The following is a 16730-nucleotide window of genomic DNA, read 5'->3' as shown; positions in this document are numbered from 1 at the left end:
GGTGGACGCGTCAGAACCGGCGGGGGCGGCGCCGCGACGGGCGGCGGCCGGCCGTGCCCGGCGCTCGCGGGAGGCGGCACCGGGGCTGGTCACCCCTGGCTCGATAGATCGGGTGTTCTGTTGTGGGGTTGTGCCGCATCGATCAGGAAGCGTGGCAGTACCGGTCCGGAATGGCAAGGGTGGTGCGGTGCCGCAACGGACCGATGTCCGCCGGATTTCGCGCCCCGCCGCTGTTCAGGTGCCTTCTCTCGGACGGTGAAAATATCGTGCGTTCCGTCTGCCGCGGGCCGCGGGTAACGGGCCGTCAGGCGGTCCGGTGACGACTGCTGGCGACATACATCCTAGGTATCTACGGGTGTGTGATGTCGTCCCCTGGGCCGGCTTCTCTGGACGGCCGGCGGCAGTTGCGCTATAACACATCCGATGTGTCGACGGTTGTGTCGCATCCCCCCCACACCATTGCGACGCGTCAGGAGGACTCGTGTCCCACCGTCCAAGGCTGTTGCGGCGTGCTGCCGCCACGGCGCTTACCCTCGTCACGCCACTGTTGGCGGTGACAGTCGGCTCGCAGTCGCCGGCTGCCGCTGCCACGGTGACAACCGCCTGGCACAATGGCGCCTTCTCCCAGAACATCGGAGGAATCGTCTCCCGGTCGAACGTGGTGATCGGCAAGGCGAACTCGTCGGCCAACCAGTTCCTGCCGCTTGGCAACGGGGCGCTGGGCGTCTCCACGTGGGCCGCGAACGGCTTCACCGCGCAGCTCAACCGCAGTGACACGATGCCCAAGCGCCTCTCGCCGGGCCAGCTGAACATCCCCGGCCTGTCGGCGATGACCTCGGCCTCGAACTTCGTCGGCTACCTGGATCTGTACAACGGGGTCCTGCACGAGTCCGGCGGCGGCATGACCCTCACGGCCTGGGTGCCGGCCGGCAAGGACGAACTGGTCGTGGACGTCACCGGAGCCGCCCCAGGCACTCGGCAGACCGCCACCGTGAACCTGTGGAGCGGCCGCAACCCCACGGCGACCGCCTCCGGCGCTGTCGCGAGCCTGGCGCAGTCGTGGTCGGACAACTCCCAGACCGGGCACTCCGACCAGACGTTCGGGGCGATGGCCGCGATCACCGCGGGTGGGTCGAACGTGTCTGCCTCCGTGGTCAACTCCACGCAGGTGCAGGTGGCGTTCAACCCCAGCAGCAACGGCTCGTACCGGGTGATCGTCGCCTCGCCCTCGTGGACCGGCGGCAGCGCGAACTCCACCGCCTCCACCCTGATCGGCTCCGACACCACCGCGAGCGAGTCGTCGCTGCTGGCGACGCAGTCCGCGTGGTGGAACAACTTCTGGTCGCACAGCGGACTGATCGAGGCGAGCTCCTCCGACGGCACCGCCCAGTACATGGAGAACCTGCACACCCTCTACCTGTACCTCGAGGCCGGGATCATGCACTCCGGCCAGTACCCGGGCAGCCAGGCGGGACTCGCCGACCTGTACGCGTACGACGGAGACAAGCAGGACTGGTATCCGGCCGGGTACTGGCTGTGGAACCTGCGCGGCCAGATCCAGGCCAACCTCGACTCCGGCGCGTTCGCGCAGAACCTGCCGCTGTTCGACATGTACCTCAAGGACCTGCCGGCGATCGAGTCGTGGACCAGCGCGAACATGAACGGCAAGCCGGGCGCCTGCGTTCCGGAGACCATGCGGTTCAACGGCAACGGCTACTACAACGGCGGCGACAACACCAACAACGCCTCCTGCGCGACGGCCTCCAGCCCGAGCTGGAACGCGGAGACCATCACCAGCGGCGCGGAGATCGCGCTGTGGATCTGGCAGCAGTACCAGGACACCGGTGACCGCGCCTTCCTGCAGAAGTACTACCCGGTGCTCCAGCAGGCGGCGACCTTCCTGCTGGCCTGGCAGTCGGTCGGCTCCGACGGCTACCTGCACGCGGTGGCCAACGCGCACGAGACCCAGTGGGCGGTGAAGGACCCGACCACCGACATCGCCGCCGACCAGGCCCTGTTCACCGCGACGGTGAACGCCGCGACCCTGCTCGGCACCGACTCCTCGCTGGTCTCGCAGCTGCGCACCGCCCTGACGCACGTCGAACCGTACGCGCGCACCGACCAGAGCACGCACTCAAAGCTGCTCGGCCCGTCCGCGGACTCCTCCGGCACCGACGTGATCGGCAACTCGTACGAGCCGACCGCGAGCACCCACAACTCGGAGAACATCGGGCTCGAACCGGTCTGGCCCTACAACCTGATCGGCGACAAGACCGTCGTCAACGGCGACGACCTGACCGCCCTGGCGAAGCGCACCTACAGCCACCGCAGCTACGTCAACAGCCACGACTGGGCGTACGACTCGATCCAGGCGGCGCGGCTGGACCTGGCGTCCGAGGTCTCGTCCCAACTCGTCGCGAACACCGAGAAGTACCAGATCTACCCCTCGGGACTGGCCGCGTGGAACACCAGCTCCCCGGACGAGCCGTACATCGAGCAGATCTCCAACGTGGCCGCGACGCTGGACGAGGCGTTCGCGACCGACTACGACGGCACGCTGCGCTTCGCTCCCGCGTGGCCCTCGGGCTGGGACGGCTCGGGCCAGGTCTTCGTCCAGGGCGGCTCCAAGGTCGACGTCCAGGTCGAGGGCGGCACCCTGGCCACCGCCGCCATCGAGGCCGGCAGCACCACGACGATGACCGTGCGCAACCCCTGGTCCGGACAGCAGGCCGAGGTCGTCAACGGCTCGACCGGCGCCGTCGTCGTCTCGCCGACCACGAACTCCACGCTCAGCGTCCCGGTGACCACCGGTCAGACCTACCTGGTCGAGCGGCCGAGCGCGCTCACCACCTCCCTGCCCTTCGCCTCCGTCACCGGAACCCGGGCGACCGCCTACAAGCAGCTGGGCAGTGTCACGATCGGCCTGAGCGGCAACACTCTGCCGTCCGCGGGCAGCAACACCGTGACCGTCACCAACCCGGGCAGCCAGTCCGGGACGGTCGGCACCGCGGTCACCGCGGTGCAGGTGCACGCCACCGACTCCGCCTCGGGCCAGACGCTGACGTACGCGGCGACAGGCCTGCCGGCCGGGCTGTCGATCAGTTCCTCGGGCCTGATCTCCGGCACCCCCACCAAGGCGGGGACGTTCACCGTGACCGTCGCCGTCACCGACCCGACCGGTGCATCGGGCTCCACCTCCTTCACCTGGACGGTGACCGGCGGATCATCCGGCGGCGGGACCTGCCACGTGGACTACCAGCGTGCCTCCGAGTGGACAGGCGGGTTCACCGCCAACGTGGTGATCGACAACACCGGTACCTCCGCGATCAACGGCTGGACGCTGAAGTGGACCTTCCCCGGTGACCAGAAGGTCACCAGCGCCTGGAGCGCCACCGTCACCCAGTCCGGTGCCACGGCCTCCGCGGTGAACGTGGACTACGACGCCGCCATCGCCCCGGGCGCCAGCACCTCCTTCGGATTCCAGGGCACCTTCACCAGCAACGACACCTCGCCCAGCGCCTTCACCCTGAACGGAACCGCCTGCAACTGATCCGGGACCAGCACTCGCCGTAACCCCCGGTGTCCACCGCGTCCCCGCGCGGCGGACACCGGGGTCGCTGCGGCGCCCCGCGGGGTTCGCGCCCGCACCACGATCCGTCACCACCAAAAGCGAGCCAGGGCCACTCACCGTGCAGACCCCGTTCACCCCGTTTCGGTGGCAGACGCTCACGGACGACTTGCGCTCTCTCAAGCGTTCGCGAGCCGAGGGCGTCGATGGGCACGGAAGCCGAAGTCGTGCGAGCCAAGCCTCAACCCATAACGCACACACCGGAACCGCGTCGCACGTTGCGGCAACGTGGTAATTGCCAGCCCACACCACGGCATGAAAGATCCGATCAATGTTGATGTGGGGAGCACCGTAGCTTGGAGTGCCTCCCTGCGCGACGGGGCGGCCGCATGCCCGGCCGCAGGGTCCTCAAGCGGCCTTGGGTGGTGCAACGGTACGCAGTGGTTGTGCCGATGCCGGGGCAGGCGGCGAGTCGGGCGCGGCCTCTGGTGGCAGGGGTGATCCTGGCCGTGACCCCGTCTACCGGCGGCTTCACTCGTCAGTCACGCCAACTACTGGCCCTGCAGGGCCAGTTGGAGATAGATCAATGACCCGGAGGCTCCTTGATCCCTCTCGGAAAGGTCGGACAACTTCCTTGACCCGCTCGGAAAGGTCGGATAACTTCCGCAGCAGTTCCCAGGAGCGACTCCCCCCACAACGCTACGAAGGGTCCTCTGACATGCTCACGTTCACAAGAAGCCGGCCGAAGCCGGCGCTGAGGGTCGCCATCACCTCGGCGGCCCTGGCGGCCGGCCTCCTCCCGGCACTGGCCCACCCCGCTCTCGCCGCGACCGTCTGCTCCGCGAAGTCCTACGGCGCGACCGGCAACGGCATGACCAAGGACACCGCCGCGCTGCAAAAGGCGATCACGGCCTGCTCCAACGGCGGTGTCGCCGAGCTGACCGCGGGTTCGTATCTGACCGGCCCGCTCACCCTTCCCAGCGGGATCACGCTGCAGATCGACGCAGGGGCCACGCTACTGGCCTCACAGAACGCCGCGGACTATGCGACTTCCGGCTCCGGCCTGGCCGCACTGCTGACGGCGAGCAAGGCGAGCGATGTCACCATCGACGGCGGCGGCACCATCGACGGCCAGGGCGCGCCGTGGTGGGCGGAGATCGAGGCGGAGAAGGCGGCGGGGAAGCCCCTGTCCCCGCGCCCGGCGATGATCTCCCTGCAGTCGGTCGGCACCGCCTCGCTCACCGACATCACCGTCAAGAACGCCCCGAACGCGCATGTGACGATGAAGCAGTCGACCAACGTGACGATCGACGGCATGCACATCAGCTCCCCGCCGACCTCGCCCAACACCGACGGATTCGACATCTGGTCCTCCAGCAGCGTGAGGCTGACCAACAGCACCATCGACTGCGGGGACGACAACGTGGCGATCGACTCCTCGGCCGGCGACGGCCCGGCGCACGACATCACCGTCTCCAGCGACACGATCCTGCACGGACACGGCCTTTCGATCGGCAGCTACACCGGCGGTGGCGTCTACAACGTCTCGGTGCACGACGACACCATGACCGGCACGTCCTCCGGCATCCGGATCAAGTCGGCCCGCGGCCGCGGCGGTGCGGTGCACGCGCTGACGTACACGCACCTCACGATGACCGGCGTGGCCACCCCGATCCTGATCACGGCGTACTACCCGAGCATCCCCGCCGACGGCGACCCGGCCCAGGCGGTCACCAGCACCACGCCGGACTACTACGGCATCGCCATCAGCAAGGTCACAGCGACGGGTGCTACCGCGGCCGGCCAGATCATCGGCGTGCCCGAGCAGCCGATCAGCGGCCTGACGCTCACCTCGGTGAACATCAGCGCCAAGACCGGCGTGGTCGTGCGGAACGCGTCCGTGGCCACCAGCTCGGTCAGCATCACGCCCGCCTCGGGGCCGGCGTGGATCAAGCAGAGCAATGCGACGGTGAGCTGACCGATGAGGACCCTCAGGATTCGAAGGTCCGCGCTGAGCGGCCTCGCGGCTGTGCTCGTCCTGCCCTTTGCCACCGGCACAGCGGTCGCCATGGCGCACGTAGCGACGGCTCCGGTGGCCGGCGGTATCTACACTTTGGTGCCTGGGGCCAGCGGCAAGTGCGTCCAGGTGCCTGTCGGCGACACCACGCCCGGGGCACTGCTGACTCAGGCCGCGTGTGCCGCCGGGGCGACGAACCAGCAGTGGCGGCTCGTCCCCTCGGCCGGGAAGTACAACCTGGTCAACGTCGCCACCGGAATGTGCATCGACGTTCCCGGCAATTCCACCACCTCCGGCACCCAGCTCCAGCAGTGGGGCTGCGGCACTGCCCAGAACAACCAGCTGTGGACCTTGAGCGCCTCGGCCGCCACTCCCGGCAAGTACCAGATCGTCGGCGCGGCCACTTCCCAGTGCCTCAGCGACCGGAACAGCTCCACTGCCGGTGGCAACCCCATCATCCAGGAAACCTGCGCCGACATCGCCAGAATGCAGATCCTGCTGCACCTCGCTGGGTCGACGACGCCCAGCACACCGACCGTCGCCTCCGACGGCACCGGCCAGTACACCACCGTGCAAGCCGCGATCGACGCCGTCCCGGCGAACAACACCAGCCGGGTGGTCATCACCATCAAGCCGGGCACCTACCGGGAGGTCGTGACCATCCCGTCGAACAAGCCCTATATCACGCTGCAGGGGCTCGGTTCCGCGGCGAACCAGACGGTCATCGTGGACAACCACGGCGCGAGCGCGGGCTACGGAACCGAGGGCAGCTCGACCGCGTTCGTCTACGGACACGACTTCAAGGCCACGAACCTCACGCTGTCCAACGACTACGGGGTGGGCACTCAGGCCGTAGCCGTTGACGTCGACGCCGACCGCGCCGTGTTCGACAACGTGCGGTTCCTCGGCAACCAGGACACCCTGCTGGTCAACAAGTACCGCGCCTACTACGTGAACTCCTACGTGGAGGGCACCGTCGACTTCATCTTCGGCGGTGCAGTGGCGGTGTTCAGTAACTGCTCGATCTACCAGAAGCGCACCACCGGGGGGCCGATCACGGCGGCCAGCACACCGTCCGGCAACACCTACGGCATCTTGATCTACAAGTCGACGATCACCGGCGCGGCCGACAACGTCACTCAGCTCGGCCGACCGTGGGGCGCCGCCGCGCAGGTGCTCTACAGCCAGGATTCGCTCTCGGCCACCATCGCCACGGCGCAGCCTTGGGTCGATATGAGCTCCAACAGTTGGAAGAACGCGCGTTTCGACGAGTACGCCAACACTGGGGCCGGCGCCACCATCAACGGCAACCGGCCGCAGATGAGCACCTCGGCTGCGGCGAACTACACCCCTCAGAAGTACCTCGCCGGCACTGACGGCTGGAACCCCACTTGAGGATCAGGCACAAGCCGTCGCAGCCACGCCACCCACGTCCGAACTGACCCTTTCGCCATCCGGAGCTGGGTAATAGCGGAATGACGTTCCGTCAGAACAGTGAGTTCGTGACCTCGGGCGCGGGGACGTTGTGTTGGTCGTGCACGATGACCAGACCTGGGCGAAGGCAACCAGAAGGTTCCATGGGGCAGTTGCGTGCAACGCGGTCTCTGCTGCCTGCTCAGGCGGGCAGGCTCGGTGAAAGCGCACCGCGACCCCCTGCCTGAGCGACAGGCCCCGCCGAACTTGGTGCGGAGAAGATTGCTCTGGCCGGGATCGTTCATGCGGGGAGGGCGTCTCCGGGGAAGCCGTGGCAGGGGTGGACCTCGCAGCGCATCATCCCGGCTCGCACGCAGGGGTCGCCGGCCATGATCTGCGCGGCTTCCTCGGTCGGCACGGTCATGATCGCGACGCCGGCCAAGGTGTCGGAGGTGACCGGGCACAGGATCGCGATCACCCCCTCGGCGTGCAGCGACACCATGCGTCGCTGGTGTTCGAGTTCGATCGCGTCCGCGCCGTCCATGGTCCGCTGCGGCCCCCACTGGAGGAGCGCCAGGCTGTAGGGCTTCGCGGTCGCGGCCAGAGCCCGGATCTGTTCGTCGGTCACGGTCGTGCTCATGATGTCTCCCTACTTTTCGATGCGCTCGGCCAGCGAGACGATGATTCCTTCGGGCCCGCGGACGTAGGCCATCCGCCACACGCCCTCGTATTCGCCGATACCTCCCACCAGGCCGTAGCCGTCGGCTGCGGCGTGGTCGACCGCGGCTTGGAGGTCGTGCACCTCGAAGGCGACGTTGCGCAGGCCCAGTTCGTTGGCCGGTGCGGCAGGCGAACCCGGGAGGTGGTCCGGCCGCGTGAAGCTGGAGAGTTCCAGCGTCGTACCTCCGCCGGGCGGTCGCAGCATCACGATCTGCGTGCGGGCGTCGGTCATGCCGATCACCGTGTCCAGGAACTCGCCTTCGACGGCCATCTTCCGATCGGCCTCCAGACCGAGGCTGACGAAGAACGCCGTCACGGCGTCGAGGTCGGCGACCGTGATGCCGACGTGGTCGAAGCGCTTTACGAATGTCATGGGACCCCTATCGAGGTTTCTTCAAGAGACGCTGAGGAAGGTAGCACCCTCAGTTCCGTAAGGGAACCCTACTTGCTAGACTCCCGTCATGCAGCGAACGCGATTCGGGGAGATGGCGTGTTCCATCGCGCGCACCTTGGACGTGATCGGCGAGCCCTGGTCGCCGCTGATCCTGCGCGACGTGTGGGCCGGGGTGTGCCGCTTCGACCACATCCAGGCCGACCTCGGGATTTCCCGCAAGGTACTCACCGAACGGCTCAACCACCTGGTCGAGCAGGGTGTGCTGGAGCGGCAGCCCTACGACGCCCGCCCCCGCTACGAGTACCACCTCACCGCCAAGGGCGCCGACCTCGTCGAGATGCTCATGGTGATGGCGCGATGGGGTGACCGCTGGCTCGCCGGCGAAGCCGGCCCTCCCGTCCTGTACCGCCACCATGCCTGCGGGCAGATCGGCCACGTCGACCCGCGCTGCAGTCACTGCGGAGAGCCGATGCACGCCGACGACGTCGACCTCCTCCCAGGCCCGGGTTCGGCCTGACGACCAAAGCACATGACACCGACTTCCAGGTCGTGACCTTCGACCGGGGCCCTTCACGCACGAGGAGAAGCAGGCCGACGCCGGGCTGAGCACCACGATGATGGAAGACTCCTTCAAACGCATCCCTGTGGCTGTGGTCCTCACGCCCCGGAGCCGACCCCGGCCACGTTCGACCAACTGTGGCGGTCCTACCTGCGCAGATTCGACCTGGAACACACCTTCGGCTGGACTCGGGTGGTCGCGGACCGCTGGGCGCATGCGAGTGGGGCTTCCTGAACAGCTCGTTGCTGTTGAATCACCGAGCGACATCAGGAGACCCCGGTGCCGCAGTCTTCCGTGTCGACGCCGTGCCAGTCCACTTCGGTCACGCCGGACGGTCCGGCCTACCAGCAGATCACCGCCCGAGGACGAGATCCTCGGACGGCGCTGCGGCAGCGGGCGGGGTCAGGCGATGGGAACTCCGGCGGCCACCTGGCCGAGGTAGTTCCAGCCGCCGTGGCCGTCACCGCCGTTCCAGAGGTAGACGCCGGCGGAGTTGGACGAGGGGTCGGTGTCGATGTAGTCCGCGTTTCCGTCGCCGCTGAAGTCGGCGAACTGGATCCGGTCCTGGTCGGTGGTGACACCAATGGCGACCTGTCCGAGTGACAGCCACCCGCCGTGGCCGTCACCGCCGCGGTTGAGGTAGACCTGCACGGAGCCGTCGGTCTGGATGACGGCGTAGTCGGCCCTGCCGTCGCCGTCGAAGTCCGCGAGCTTCACGCGGGTCTGGTCTGTGGTGGCGCCGACGGCGACCTGGCCGAGGAACTGCCAGCCGCCGTGGCCGTCGCCGCCGCGGTTGAGGTAGACCTGCATCGAACCATTCGGGTTGACGACGGCGTAGTCGGCCCTGCCGTCGCCGTCGAAGTCCGCGAGCTTCACGCGGGTCTGGTCCGTGGTGGCGCCGACGGCGACCTGGCCGAGGAACTGCCAGCCGCCGTGGCCGTCGCCGCCGCGGTTGAGGTAGACCTGCATCGAACCATTCGGGTTGACGACGGCGTAGTCGGCCCTGCCGTCGCCGTCGAAGTCCGCGAGCCTGACGCGGGTCTGGTCTGTGGTGGCGCCGACGGCGACCTGACCCAGAGACTGCCAGCCGCCGTGGCCGTCACCGCCGCGGTTCAGCCAGACATTGACCGCGCCGCTGCTGCTGATCGTGACGTAGTCGCTCTTTCCGTCACCGTCGAAGTCCGCATACCGCACCCGGCCGAGACCACCCGAGTCGTTCGCGGCGTCCGGCGGTGCGGAACCGACCACCGCACCGTCGGTGAAAGCCTGGTCCAGGCTGGTGTAGAAGGCCCGGGCCATCAGGCTGTAGCCGCTGTCGTTGGGATGCAGGCGGTCGTACATCTGCGACGGTGTCAGCGCGGGCGCGTCCACGTACCGGAACGTGTGCCCGGCCTGCGCCTCGACGGACTGCAACTGCCAAGCCCGGGAGTTGTACTCGGACGGTGGGACCTGCAGCCCCTGGGTGGTCGGGATCACTCCCTCCATGATCACTGCGACACCTGGCTCATCGGCGAAGATCTGGTCGACCAGGGTTTTGAGGCGGTCGGCAGCGTGGGTCGGGTCCGTACCGCGGTCGAGGTCGTTGACGCCGATGTGCAGCAGGACGACATCAGGGTGCGCTGCGCCGATCCATTGGTCGATCCCGGCGCGGATGTCGTCGATCATGTAACCGGAGTGGCCCTCATGGCTGAGATCGGGCAACTGCCCACCGGCTTGGGAACCCACATACCGTACGGTGTACCGCGATTGAGCGCCGACCAGGTTCCACAGCGGGAGACGATAGGACGACCACGTCGCGCTGCCGGTGCCCACGGTGATCGAGTCACCCAGCGGCATCACACGGAGTGCGCGCACCGCAGGAGTCGCAGCGTGCGCCGACGGCGCGGTCGGCAGAACGGCCAGACCAACCGCCCCGAGCAAAGCGCTCATGCCAAGTGGCAGGATGTGTTTCATGGTTCCCTTCATCAACTGATGTGCTGCCGTTTCGGCAGGGGGCCACGCCGGAAGACGAAGTCCCTACGTGCTGACGGTTCACCGGCGTGGCGGCAGTCGGCCGGCATGGTCAGCGGAACCCTGCCCAGGCTCCGTTGCTGCCGAGCATGTAGATGCCCGAATCGGTCAAGCGGCCGGTGCCGTCGTTCGCGTAGAGCTTCAGGTTGTTGTTCGCGTCGATCCCCGCGATGTCGGTATGCCCGCTGTTGCGGAAGTCGCCGGCGACAATGCTTCGGAATCCGCCCCAGGCTCCGTTGCTGCCGAGCATGTAGATGCCCGAATCGGTCAGACGGCCCTTGCCGTCGTTGGCGTACAGTTTCAGGTTGTTGTTCGCGTCGATCCCGGCCACGTCGATGGTTCTCGCGTTGCGGAAGTCGCCGGCCACGATGGTTCGGAACCCTGCCCAGGCTCCGTTGCTGCCGAGCATGTAGATGCCCGAATCGGTCAAGCGGCCGGTGCCGTCGTTCGTGTACAGTTTCAGGTTGTTGTTCGCGTCGATCCCGGCGATGTCGCTGAGCCCGCTGTTGCGGAAGTCGCCGGCGACAATGCTTCGGAATCCGCCCCAGGCTCCGTTGCTGCCGAGCATGTAGATGCCCGAATCGGTCAAGCGGCCGGTGCCGTCGTTCGTGTACAGCTTGAGGTTGTTGCTCGCGTCGATCCCGGCCACGTCGAGCTGTGTGTAGTCGCCGCGATTGACGAAGTAGCCCGCGGCAAGTCGCTTGAATCCGCCCCAGGCTCCGTTGCTGCCGAGCATGTAGATGCCCGAATCGGTCAAGCGGCCGGTGCCGTCGTTCGCGTACAGCTTGAGGTTGTTGTTCGCGTCGATCCCCGCGACGTCGACGTGTCCGGTGTCGCGGAAGTCACCGGCGACGAGGCGGGCGATGCCGGCGCCCCACTGGCCGAAGTCGGACGCCATGGCCTGATCCTTGTCGACCTCGGCCCCGCCGACGTAGACGCCGTTCTGGATCTGGCGGAGCTGGGCGCGCGGATCCCAGTTTCCGTAGGACCACGCATAGGTTTGCCAGCCCCAGGCGATCTTGCCTGCGCCGAAGAGACGCTGGAGTTGGTAGTAGCCGCCGTATGCGCCGGTCTGCGCCAGGCCGATCACCGACGCCACGCCGTCGAAGTACGCGTTCAGCGCGGACTGCTGACTTGAGGGCATCTCCCAGTCGATGCTGAAGTAGATCGGCCTGCTCGGCGCCATGCCGCATGCCGCGGCCTGCTGTTGCGCGGTTCTGGCGTGTGATGCCCCTTGGGCGTAGGCAGCGGAGGTCGCGGGAGGCGAATTCTGCCACGACTGGAGGCCGTCGTTCTCCCAGTTGCCGATGATGTCGATGTGCGCGGAACGGTACGAGTTCGCCTCGGACGGTGTCAGGTTCTTGCTCGGGTAGTCGCTGAGGTACCTGGAGACGAAGGAGTAGCCGGCCGAAGCGATCGTGCTCGCGGACGGAGAGCCTCCCGTGGTGAAGTCCAGGCCCAGCGTGGCGGACGCCGCGTCGGCCGGTTGGGTGAACTCGAGGCTGGAAAAAGCGGTGACTGCCAGCGCCCCTGATGTCGTCATCAGGAATCTTCGTCGGCTCATGTTGTTCAACTGAACGCTCCCTCGGCTTGGGATTCCTTGGGGTGAAGCGGGAGATCCCCGGCGTGGCCCTCCCGTACGGCGACGGCTCTTCAGGCGTTTCCGTCACAACGCGGCGGCTGCCGGGGCTGGTGTGTGCGCTGCCGGTCGGTGTGAGGCGAAGCTAGCTTTGCGAGCCCTGGACTCGTCCTAGGTCCGTCCTTGGGCGTGTGACAGGGGGCGCCCCAGTGAAATGGCCGGCCGGCCGCAGCAGGCGACACATGGGCAAGGACGGGGTACGCGGGGCAAGGCCGACCGCCTGACGGCCGCCTACCGTACCGGCGGCCGGCAGCTCTACGCCGTCGTCAAAGGCCGGAGCCGCGAGGCCGACACATTGTGGTGGTACCTGCTGCAGATCCACCTCCCCGCCACCCCCAGCGCTTCGGCCGCCTGACCGACGAACCCGCCCCCGTCGACATGACCCGGATGGGTCAGTCGTGCCGGGTCCAGCCGGTGCCATAGAAGGTAGGCGTCTGAATGTACCCCTGGAGCACGTCGCCGACGTCGATGCGGAGGTAGAACTCCTCGCAGCCTCCTGGCCCGGGACGGCCCCCGACCGCGCGCCCTTACGGCGCAGGCGCGATCGTGCCCACCCGCAGGTACGCCGCGAACTTGATGTCGGTGAGGAGCGGGTAGGCGTCGTCGCTGCCCGGCGGCTTCGATCCGTACTCGGACAGAAAGCTGAACCTCCCGGCGTTCTTGACGTCGAACGCGCCGTACTCCTGCAGCGCCTTCGCGATCATCCGCTCGTACGGTTTGAGCGAGGTGTCGGCGTCGATGTCGTACGCGGGGTCCAGCCAGATGAACTGCCCCTCGCTCCAGCGGCCTTGTGCCCTGCCGTCGCTTTGCACCGCCGGGAGCACAGGCCGGCTGTTGTTGTCCGGAGCGCCGAAGCTCAGGGCGTGATCGATGCGGCTGGCCTTCCAATCGGCGCGGGTGATCAGTCCGGCGAGGCGGGACAGGCCGCTGCCGGTGGCCAGTCCCTTCAAGGAGACCGACGAGCCGCGGGTGTCGGACACGGCTCCCCATGCACAGCTCGGCCTGCCCTCGTGCACCTCGATCCGCAGGCACTCCAGCGACCGCCCGTCCGGGGTGATCACCACCGCCCACTCGCGGTCCGGGGGCGGCGCCTTCCAGGAGGAGTCCCAGGGGAAGCCGACGCCTTCGAAGGGGTTGGGCCCCCACTGACCGACGTGCTCCCGCGGGGTGATCTCGTACGTCGGGGTGCCGGCGTCGGCCCGGTACACCCGGAAGCCGGCGGTGCCGCTGTACACCTCGACCTGGCCCGAGCCGAGCAGGTCGGTGACCATCCGCGCGGAGTCGGGCGCCAGTTGGGGATGCGGATGCCGCTGGTTGAAGGCATCGTCGTCGGCGAAGAAGCGGGGGGAGCGGTCCGCGGTGTCCGAAGGCGGCGGCTTGTGGCCTGGCCCGCCCGCGAGAACCACCCCGGCGACCGACAGCGCCAGCGCGACGGCACCGACGGCGGCAACGACCGCCCACCGCCGTCTCGGTGCCGGTTCCGGCGGTGACGTCGGTGCCGGTGCCGCGGCGAGCCCGGCCTTCGCCGCCCGCCACCGTCGTTCCCATTCCGTGCGATCACCGTTGCAGGCATCAACATAGGCCAGGGCGACGTCGAGGGGCGGCAGACGCCCGCCCTTCGCGGCGTTGGACAGCGCACTGGGCGACTGGTCGGTGCGCGCGGCCATCTGACGGTACGTCGGGCCGCTTGCGGAGCTGCGGAGGGCTCGTAACTCGGAGGCGAACCGCTCCGCCGGATCCTCCGGATCGACGCCCGACGGGTCCTGTGCTGCTGTGGCCACCTGTGTGTCCTCCAAGCCATGGCCCGCGATCACCCATGTGTGACATTTGTCCCTCCAGTCTAGGAGGGGTGAGGATCCGGGGAAAAGGATGCGCCCGGCCGGATACCGCAGGACCATGGACCGCGTGGATCCGGGATGGGCGGCCCTGGCGGGAGCCGGAGTGGGCGTCGTGGGTACCTTGTGCACCTCGGTGCTGACGTATGCGGCCACTCGGCGGCAGGCACGTGACCAGGGAACGGTCGATCACGGTCGCGCGCTGCGGAGCGAACGCCGGGAGGCGTACCTGCTGTTCATGGCGGCGGCGGAGCCGGTCGACGGCGTGCTGCACAGGGTCGCGCACCAGGACGCAGAGGTGGCCTCCGCGCGGGACGCCCCGCCTCCGGCCGCTGTCCTGAGCGCAGCCGTCGAGGAACTCGGTACCGCGGTGGACGCCCTCTACAAGGCACAGGCGCGGCTCGATCTGATGGGGCCGGAATCCGTGGCCGCGCAGGCCGTGAACGTGTGGTCGGACGTGCGGTCCCTGCGGACGTACCTCGAAAGGACGCTCCGCGGGATGCGCGAAGGGGAGGTGCCGGACGGCGGGTACCGCACCGGCCTCGAAGACGCGGTCGACGCGGTGGAGCTGAGCCGGGAGAAGTTCGCCCGGTGTGCTCGCCGTGTGATGGAGACCCCACCGTGAGCATGCCACGCGCGACCCTCACGTAGGCGTCCGCCTGCCCCGAAACCGCCGCACCTCGCCCGGCTGCTACCCCGGAGTCCCGCGACTGCTGCGGGAGTTGGCCTCGGCGACCCGGGCCCGCAGCAGCTCCGCGGGACCGACGCGCTCCACCCGCTCCGGTACGGCGTCCCACTCCCGGCCGCCCTCCATCGACTTGAACGCTGCGACGTGGCGCAAGAGCAGCTACAGCAACCAGGACGGCGGCGCGTGCGTCGAGGTCTGCGACGACTTCGACGGCATCCTGGCCGTACGCGACAGCAAGAACCCGCAAGGCCCGGCCCTCATCTTCCCGGGGCGAGCTGGACGGCCTTCGTGTCGGCTGTCAGGAACGGCCGACTCGACGTCTGAGCGGCATATGCCGCGGTGGCTCCCGTAGTCCACGGAGTACGGGAGCCGCTGACGTCTCGCCCGCGTCCTGTCCCTGCGCGGCTCCTGGTCCGGTGGACGTGCCCGCCGGACCGGGCGGCCGGTCGCGCGCGGCGCCTGGACGCACTGCGTCAGGAGCCGCGCGTATACGTGACCAGGAGCTGTGGCTCCTCGCCCGGACGCATGGACCCGTCGTTGAACCCGCCGTGCGGCGACGAGGACGACTCGTCGGTGAACCGCAGCAGCAGTCCGTGCTCCGATTTCGGCGAGACGCTCCAGCGGTGCACGATCGACGTCACGTCCCACAGGCAGAAGCCCGCGGTGGGCAGGCTGCGTGCGGCGGGACCGGCGTAGTCCCCACCGGGATGTGACCACGCGACGCCGGGCGCCGCGTTGTGCCACGTCGCCCGCTCGGTGAAGGATCGCGTCAAGGCGTGGACTTCGAGCGGACCCGGGTCGCTGCCGTTGCACGCCACGCCCAGGTGGACGCTGGACACGTGCGCGCCGCGGGGAACCTCGCTCATCGGGCCGAACCGGAATATCCCACGGCCCGCCCCGTGGCCGGCGATGTCAGGATTGACTCCGGTGAGGCCCGGGTTCGAGACCTCCGGGTAGGCCGAGTTCAGTGTCGCCGCGGCGGTGGCCGGCACGAGGACCTCGGTCTCGCCGCGTGGGGGCAGCTGCGCGAACTGGAAGTTGCCGATGATCAGCCCGTCGTCCTTCGTGCGCACGGCGACCATGTAGTAATAGTGGTCCAGGTGTGAGCCGCTCGCCGCAGGCGCGGTCCTGTCGACGAAACCGGACGCCTTGGCGTCGAGCTTGGCTATCAGCGTCGCGGGCGACGGTGTGAAGTCCGCCTGCGGGCCGCGATACACCTCGAGGTCGGCGGGGCCGCTCGCCGGAGACGAGCCGTCGTAGACGGCGGGCCAGTGCAGTTCCGCGCCAGTCGCGTGGAGGACGGTCGGCGGGTCCAGGCTGACCGGCTGGCGCATCCAAGGCGGGGTGACGGGCGCTGTCGGGTTGTACTCCGGCGTCTGCGTAGCCGCCGGCGCGGCGCCCGCCGGGCTCGGCCACCCCGGCGGTGGAGAGGCGGCTGACGCGGGCACCGGAGGCAGCGCACTGCTCACCAGGTCGGCCACGGTGAAGAAGGTGCCGTAGGCGAGCGCGCCGACGCAGGACAGGGCGATGATTTTGAGCCCCGCGTTCCCCGGACGGCGGGCCAGCTTCGAGCAGACCATCGCGGCCCCGCCACCAATGGCGCCGCCGACTCCCCCGGCGAGGACCGCGCCGATGAACCCGCCGCCGAACTTGGCGCCGGACTGCGAGCCGGCCACCGGCCCCAGCGCCCACGGCGCCAGGACGAAGATGGCCTGCCACCAGGGCAGCCCATCCGTCATCCTGGCGATGCTCCCGCGGCGGCGCCAGGTTCGTCCGGCCCGCTCCGTGTCCTGCATCCACGCCCCCCGCTTCCGGCCTGTCGCATGCGGCGGCGCGGCCGAACGTGAGACCCGAGTGTCCGCTCCGGCGCCGAAGCCCAGCGCTGCG

13 protein-coding genes and 1 pseudogene are annotated in these 16730 nt (G+C 68.6%); 7 read left to right on the top strand and 7 right to left on the bottom strand.

The window, feature by feature from the left end; genetic code table 11:
• Positions 1 to 553 precede the first annotated feature (553 nt).
• From K7G61_RS21955 to K7G61_RS21945, 3 genes are all read left to right on the top strand, one after another.
• The gene (locus tag K7G61_RS21955; protein ID WP_225848682.1) at positions 554 to 3550 is read left to right on the top strand and encodes a cellulose-binding domain-containing protein; all 2997 of its coding nucleotides are present in this window, start codon (positions 554 to 556) and stop codon (positions 3548 to 3550) included.
• Positions 3551 to 4286: 736 nt separating this feature from the next.
• Complete coding sequence (locus K7G61_RS21950) at positions 4287 to 5546, top strand: glycoside hydrolase family 28 protein (RefSeq protein ID WP_225848632.1); 1260 nt, start codon at positions 4287 to 4289, stop codon at positions 5544 to 5546.
• 90 nt (positions 5547 to 5636) lie between these two features.
• Complete coding sequence (locus K7G61_RS21945; protein ID WP_225848631.1) at positions 5637 to 6980, top strand: pectinesterase family protein; 1344 nt, start codon at positions 5637 to 5639, stop codon at positions 6978 to 6980.
• 319 nt (positions 6981 to 7299) lie between these two features.
• Here K7G61_RS21945 and K7G61_RS21940 read toward each other — a convergent pair whose 3' ends face one another.
• Positions 7300 to 7638 carry a hypothetical protein gene (locus tag K7G61_RS21940; RefSeq protein ID WP_225848630.1) on the bottom strand — a complete coding sequence of 113 codons (339 nt, stop codon included), beginning with the start codon at positions 7636 to 7638 and terminating at the stop codon, positions 7300 to 7302.
• A 9-nt stretch (positions 7639 to 7647) separates the two neighbouring features.
• Positions 7648 to 8091, bottom strand: coding sequence for a VOC family protein (locus tag K7G61_RS21935; protein ID WP_225848629.1), 444 nt, complete (start codon positions 8089 to 8091; stop codon positions 7648 to 7650).
• Between the two features lie 88 nt (positions 8092 to 8179).
• Between K7G61_RS21935 and K7G61_RS21930 the strand changes: the two genes are divergently transcribed.
• On the top strand, positions 8180 to 8629 hold the full coding sequence (locus K7G61_RS21930) for a helix-turn-helix domain-containing protein (protein WP_225848628.1): 450 nt from the start codon (positions 8180 to 8182) through the stop codon (positions 8627 to 8629).
• 444 nt (positions 8630 to 9073) lie between these two features.
• Here K7G61_RS21930 and K7G61_RS21925 read toward each other — a convergent pair whose 3' ends face one another.
• Both K7G61_RS21925 and K7G61_RS21920 read right to left on the bottom strand, forming a co-directional pair.
• The gene (locus tag K7G61_RS21925; RefSeq protein ID WP_225848627.1) at positions 9074 to 10525 is read right to left on the bottom strand and encodes an FG-GAP-like repeat-containing protein; all 1452 of its coding nucleotides are present in this window, start codon (positions 10523 to 10525) and stop codon (positions 9074 to 9076) included.
• A 208-nt stretch (positions 10526 to 10733) separates the two neighbouring features.
• Positions 10734 to 12245 carry a glycoside hydrolase domain-containing protein gene (locus K7G61_RS21920; protein WP_225848681.1) on the bottom strand — a complete coding sequence of 504 codons (1512 nt, stop codon included), beginning with the start codon at positions 12243 to 12245 and terminating at the stop codon, positions 10734 to 10736.
• 229 nt (positions 12246 to 12474) lie between these two features.
• On the opposite strand from K7G61_RS21920, the gene K7G61_RS21915 reads away from it, so the two are divergent.
• On the top strand, positions 12475 to 12675 hold the full coding sequence (locus K7G61_RS21915) for a hypothetical protein (RefSeq protein WP_225848626.1): 201 nt from the start codon (positions 12475 to 12477) through the stop codon (positions 12673 to 12675).
• 172 nt (positions 12676 to 12847) lie between these two features.
• On the opposite strand, the gene K7G61_RS21910 is transcribed toward K7G61_RS21915, so the two are convergent.
• The gene (locus tag K7G61_RS21910) at positions 12848 to 14101 is read right to left on the bottom strand and encodes a helix-turn-helix transcriptional regulator (protein WP_225848625.1); all 1254 of its coding nucleotides are present in this window, start codon (positions 14099 to 14101) and stop codon (positions 12848 to 12850) included.
• Positions 14102 to 14216: 115 nt separating this feature from the next.
• Between K7G61_RS21910 and K7G61_RS21905 the strand changes: the two genes are divergently transcribed.
• Positions 14217 to 14780 carry a hypothetical protein gene (locus K7G61_RS21905; protein ID WP_225848624.1) on the top strand — a complete coding sequence of 188 codons (564 nt, stop codon included), beginning with the start codon at positions 14217 to 14219 and terminating at the stop codon, positions 14778 to 14780.
• Positions 14781 to 14846: 66 nt separating this feature from the next.
• Here K7G61_RS21905 and K7G61_RS21900 read toward each other — a convergent pair whose 3' ends face one another.
• A complete protein-coding gene (locus K7G61_RS21900; protein WP_225848688.1) occupies positions 14847 to 14996 on the bottom strand; it encodes a hypothetical protein in 150 nt (49 codons plus the stop codon).
• Between K7G61_RS21900 and K7G61_RS21895 the strand changes: the two are divergent.
• Positions 14968 to 15167 (top strand): annotated as a pseudogene (locus tag K7G61_RS21895) (DUF397 domain-containing protein). The gene K7G61_RS21900 and the pseudogene K7G61_RS21895 sit on opposite strands and share 29 nt — an antisense overlap.
• A gap of 149 nt (positions 15168 to 15316) precedes the next feature.
• Here the strand turns inward: K7G61_RS21895 and K7G61_RS21890 are convergent.
• Positions 15317 to 16582 (bottom strand): DNRLRE domain-containing protein, encoded by a 1266-nt coding sequence (locus K7G61_RS21890; protein WP_225848623.1) that lies wholly within the window; start codon positions 16580 to 16582, stop codon positions 15317 to 15319.
• Positions 16583 to 16730 lie beyond the last annotated feature (148 nt).

Origin of the sequence: Streptomyces sp. HPF1205, assembly GCF_020400825.1 — a bacterium.
Lineage (GTDB): Bacteria > Actinomycetota > Actinomycetes > Streptomycetales > Streptomycetaceae > Actinacidiphila.
Note: the sequence above shows the minus strand (reverse complement) of the source record. Positions and strands in the feature narration are given on the sequence as shown.

Coding starts and splice junctions, on each gene's coding strand:
- K7G61_RS21930 (WP_225848628.1), top strand. CDS start 8,180: ATGCAGCGAACGCGATTCGGGGAGATGGCGTGTTCCATCGCGCGCACC.
- K7G61_RS21920 (WP_225848681.1), bottom strand. CDS start 12,245: ATGAGCCGACGAAGATTCCTGATGACGACATCAGGGGCGCTGGCAGTC.
- K7G61_RS21950 (WP_225848632.1), top strand. CDS start 4,287: ATGCTCACGTTCACAAGAAGCCGGCCGAAGCCGGCGCTGAGGGTCGCC.
- K7G61_RS21945 (WP_225848631.1), top strand. CDS start 5,637: ATGGCGCACGTAGCGACGGCTCCGGTGGCCGGCGGTATCTACACTTTG.
- K7G61_RS21915 (WP_225848626.1), top strand. CDS start 12,475: ATGGCCGGCCGGCCGCAGCAGGCGACACATGGGCAAGGACGGGGTACG.
- K7G61_RS21905 (WP_225848624.1), top strand. CDS start 14,217: ATGGACCGCGTGGATCCGGGATGGGCGGCCCTGGCGGGAGCCGGAGTG.
- K7G61_RS21935 (WP_225848629.1), bottom strand. CDS start 8,091: ATGACATTCGTAAAGCGCTTCGACCACGTCGGCATCACGGTCGCCGAC.
- K7G61_RS21890 (WP_225848623.1), bottom strand. CDS start 16,582: ATGACGGATGGGCTGCCCTGGTGGCAGGCCATCTTCGTCCTGGCGCCG.
- K7G61_RS21940 (WP_225848630.1), bottom strand. CDS start 7,638: ATGAGCACGACCGTGACCGACGAACAGATCCGGGCTCTGGCCGCGACC.